Here is a 4532-nt window from a genome sequence, read left to right as displayed (position 1 = left end):
GTTTTGGTGGGGGGTATCGGGGGTGTTGTCCCCCCCCCCGTTGTCGCCCCCCGGGGGGGGGGCCCCCCGCTTGGGGTGGTGGTGGGGCCGCCCCCGTAACCGGGGGGCGTCCTCGACGACGGGCTCGGGATCCGAGCTCACACCTGGGCCTTCGTCGTCACAGCCTCGACGATCCGCTGGACTGCGGTATCGACATCGATGCCGTTGTCCTGGCTGCCGTCACGCATGCGGAAGGAGACCGCGCCCTTCTCCTGGTCCTCGCCGCCGGCGATGAGCAGATAGGGCACCTTCTCCTTGGTGTGGGTGCGGATCTTCTTCTGCATGCGGTCGTCCGAGGAGTCGACCTCGACGCGGATGCCGTGGGCGCGGAGCTTCGTGGCCACCTCGTCGAGATAGGGCACGTATTCCGCCGCCACCGGGATGCCGACGACCTGCACGGGGGCCAGCCACACCGGGAACGCGCCGGCGTAATGCTCCAGCAGCACGCCGAAGAAGCGTTCGATCGAGCCGAACAGGGCGCGGTGGATCATCACCGGGCGCTGGCGGGAGCCGTCGGAGGCGGTGTACTCGAGCTCGAACAGCTCGGGCTCGAAGAAGTCCAGCTGGATGGTGGACAGCTGCCAGGTCCGACCGATCGCGTCCTTCGCCTGCACGGAGATCTTCGGGCCGTAGAAGGCGGCGCCGCCCGGATCCGGGACCAGGTCCAGGCCGGAGGCGGTGGCAACCTCCTCGAGGGTGCGGGTCGCCTCCTCCCAGGTGCTCTCGTCTCCGACGGACTTCTCGGGATCGCGGGTGGACAGCTCGAGGTAGAAGTCATCCAGGCCGTAGTCCTTGAGCAGGCCCAGGACGAAGTCCAGCGTCGCTGCGATCTCCTCCTTCATCTGCTCACGGGTGGTGTAGATATGCGCGTCGTCCTGGGTGAATCCGCGGGCGCGGGTCAGCCCGTGCACCACACCGGACTTCTCGTAGCGGTAGACGCTGCCGAACTCGAACAGCCGCATCGGCAGCTCGCGGTAGGAGCGACCGCGCGAGCTGTAGATGAGGTTGTGCATCGGGCAGTTCATGGGCTTGAGGTAGTAGTCCTGGCCCTGCTTGGTGATGTTGCCGTCAGCATCGACCTCCTCATCCACGTGCATCGGGGGGTACATGCCGTCGGCGTACCACTCGAGGTGCTTGGAGGTCTCGAAGAGGTTCTTCTTGGTGATGTGCGGGGTGGAGACGAAGGAATACCCGGCCTCGACGTGCCGACGGCGGGAGTAGTCCTCCATCTCCATCTTGATCATCGCGCCCTTGGGATGGAACACCGGCAGCCCGGAGCCGATCTCGTCGGGGAAGGAGAAGAGGTCCAGCTCGTTGCCGAGGCGGCGATGATCGCGGCGCTCGGCTTCGGCGATGCGCTCCTGGTGGGCACGCAGCTCGTCCTTGGACGGCCAGGCGGTGCCGTAGACGCGCTGCAGCATCGGGTTCTTCTCGCTGCCGCGCCAGTAGGCGGCGGCGGAGCGGGTGAGTGCGAAGCCGTTGCCGATCAGCTTGGTGCTGGGCAGGTGCGGGCCGCGGCACAGATCCGTCCAGACGGTCTGGCCCTTCTTGTCCACGTTGTCATACATGGTCAGCCCACCCTCGCCGACCTCGACGCTGGCCCCTTCGGCGGCGTCACCGGCCTGGGACTTCAGTCCGATCAGCTCGAGCTTGTACGGCTCGGAGACCGCCTCGGCCCGGGCGTCGTCGTCGGAGATCTCGCGGCGCACGAAGCGCTGGCCGGACTTGATGATCCGGTTCATCTCCTTCTCGAGCGTCTTGAGGGACTCCGGGGTGAAGGGCTCGACGACATCGAAGTCGTAGTAGAAGCCGTCGGTGATCGGCGGCCCGATGCCGAGCTTGGCCTCAGGATTCGTCTTCTGCACTGCCTGGGCGAGCACATGGGCGGTGCTATGACGGAGGATCGACAGTCCGTCAGGGCTGGAGATGTCGACACCGTCGACGACCTGCCCGGCGGAAAGGGCGGTGTCCAGGTCCCGCAGCTCGCCGTCGATGCGAAGGGCGATGATCGAGGTGGTGTCCGCGAAGAGCGCGGTGCCCGTGGTCCCCTCGTCGATGTGCTGGGGTGAACCGTCGAGGGTGATGGCGATCTGGGCCACGGAGTTGCTCCTTGTGTTCGGGTCGAGCCGGCCGACGATGCCGGCTCCGCCGCCGATGGTATCCGGCGCAGGCAGAACGCCTCGACCCCTGGGGCGCGCGTCACCTCCGTCACGTCGTGGCCGTGACGGTATGCACACCGTGACGGCGATGCACCTGTCCGTAGACGGGACGGCCGATCTTCAGATTGTCAGATCGCTGAACTGGCGCTGCACGACATCCCTCCCCAGGAAGGAGTGCGTCCCTCCGCGCGCTCACCAACGAGACGGCACGACGAGGCGACGTCACCATGAGCCAGAACACACAGACGACCAAGGAGCTCCTCGAGGACCTCCGCAGCGCCAAGCCACGGCGACGAAAGCGCCATAGCGCAGGACTCGACAAGGTGGTCTTCGGCGTCGCCGGGGTCCTCGCCATCGCCTTCGTGGTGCGGGGGCTGATCTCACCGACCGGCCTCGGCACCGTCGCCACCAACGCCCTGAACGGCGTGATGGAGAACTTCGGATGGCTGTACGTGATCGCGGCGACGGTGTTCACCGTCTTCGTCATCGTCGTCGCCATCTCCCGCTTCGGCCGCATCCCACTGGGGCGGGACGGCGAGGAGCCGCAGTTCCGTACCGCGTCCTGGATCTCGATGATGTTCGCGACCGGTATGGGGATCGGCCTCGTCTTCTATGGCGTGGGCGAGCCCCTCTTCTTCTACATGTCTCCGCCGCCTGGCACCGTGGATGGTCAGACCGCCGCGGCGATGACCACGGCCATGGGCACCACCCTGTTCCACTGGACCCTCTACCCGTGGGCGATGTACGCGATCGTGGGACTGGGCATGGCCTACGGCACCTACCGCCTGGGTCGGCCGCAGCTGTTCTCCTCGATGTTCGCCTCGATCTTCGGAGAGCGCGTCTCCGAGAGCATCGGCGGCCGCATCATCAATATCCTTGCGATCCTGGCCACACTGTTCGGTTCGGCCTGCTCCCTGGGTCTCGGTGCCCTGCAGATCGGTGGCGGGATCGAGTCCGTCGGCCTGCTGGAAGAGGTGAAGTCACCCGTCCTGGTGATCATCATCGCCGCCCTCACCGCCTGCTTCGTGGCCTCAGCCGTCTCCGGCGTGGAGCGCGGCATCCAGTACCTCTCGAACATCAACATGGTGCTCGCGGTGGTGCTCGCCGTGGTCGTCTTCATCGGCGGTCCGACGCTCTTCATCCTCAACGTGGTGCCCAACGCCGTCGGCGGTTTCATCGGCGACCTGCCCCAGATGGCTTCGCGCACCGCCGCAGCGGGCGATGAATCCATGGCCTCATGGATGAGCACCTGGACGATCTTCTACTGGGCCTGGTGGGTCTCCTGGTGCCCCTTCGTGGGCCTGTTCATCGGTCGCATCTCCCGCGGCCGCACGATCCGCCAGTTCATCGTGGGCGTCTTGCTGGTCCCCTCGGTGGTCTCGCTGCTGTGGTTCTCCGTCTTCGGCGGGGGCGCGATCGGCATCCAGGAACGCGCCGAGCGTGCCGGAGACACCACGAAGATGCTCTCGCAGATCGTCGACGGCGCACCGGACATCGACTTCGACCTCATCCTGTTCGACACCCTCCGGGCGCTCCCCCTGCCCGGCGCAGTCCTCGTCGCGCTGATGGTCCTGACGGTGCTGCTGATCGCCATCTTCTTCGTCACCGGTGCCGACTCGGCCTCGATCGTCATGGGCGGTCTCAGCGAGCGGGGCGCCGAGGAGCCGACCCGGAAGGTCGTCATCTTCTGGGGCGTGGCCACCGGCGCCGTCGCCGCGATCATGCTGCTGGCCGGCGGTAACGACCCGGCTGCTGCACTGAACGGTCTGAAGAACATCACGATCGTGGCCTCCCTGCCCTTCGTGATCGCCATGCTCCTGCTGTGCGTGGCGATCTGGAAGGACCTCTCCCGGGATCCGCTGATGATCCGCAACCGGCTGGCCCGGCACATCCTCGAAGACTCCGTGGACACCGCCATCGATCGTCATGACGGCGAGCCCTTCGAGCTGCGCACCGTCGAGACGATCGTCGAGGTGACGCCCGCGGATGCCAAGAAGCTCGAAGCGGAGAAGGAGGCCCGCGAGCGCTCGCGGGGAACGGACACCGCGTCGCCAGCGGTGGAGGACGAGCACCCCCAGGGGACCGACGAGTCGCCGGAGCCCAAGAGCTGACCCTCCTGGCGCCGCCGAGCCGGCGTCCGTCCCATTGACGAGGGCCCCTGCCGATCGGCAGGAGCCCTCGTGTGTTGCGTTCCGCCCCGGTCACCGTGCCTCTTGGAAGTCACCGGAGCCCCGGGACGCAGCAAGGGCCCCGGTCCGCAGACCGGGGCCCTTCTGTGCTGGTGGGCGATACTGGGATCGAACCAGTGACCTCTTCCGTGTCAGGGAAGCGCGC

At 66.9% G+C, this 4532-nt stretch carries 2 protein-coding genes; one reads left to right on the top strand and one right to left on the bottom strand.

Annotated features, from left to right (window positions below; translation table 11 throughout):
* Positions 1-137: 137 nt before the first annotated feature.
* On the bottom strand, positions 138-2138 hold the full coding sequence (thrS, locus tag ACTH43_RS14725; RefSeq protein ID WP_441445648.1) for a threonine--tRNA ligase: 2001 nt from the start codon (positions 2136-2138) through the stop codon (positions 138-140).
* A gap of 287 nt (positions 2139-2425) precedes the next feature.
* On the opposite strand from thrS, the gene ACTH43_RS14720 reads away from it, so the two are divergent.
* Positions 2426-4309 carry a BCCT family transporter gene (locus tag ACTH43_RS14720; RefSeq protein WP_441445647.1) on the top strand — a complete coding sequence of 628 codons (1884 nt, stop codon included), beginning with the start codon at positions 2426-2428 and terminating at the stop codon, positions 4307-4309.
* The last annotated feature ends 223 nt before the right edge of the window (positions 4310-4532 follow it).

It is taken from the genome of Brachybacterium sp., from assembly GCF_052095815.1.
GTDB lineage: Bacteria > Actinomycetota > Actinomycetes > Actinomycetales > Dermabacteraceae > Brachybacterium.
The sequence above is the reverse complement of the archived record's forward strand: the minus strand, read 5'-3'. Positions and strand labels throughout refer to the sequence as shown.

Coding starts and splice junctions, on each gene's coding strand:
- ACTH43_RS14720 (WP_441445647.1), top strand. CDS start 2,426: ATGAGCCAGAACACACAGACGACCAAGGAGCTCCTCGAGGACCTCCGC.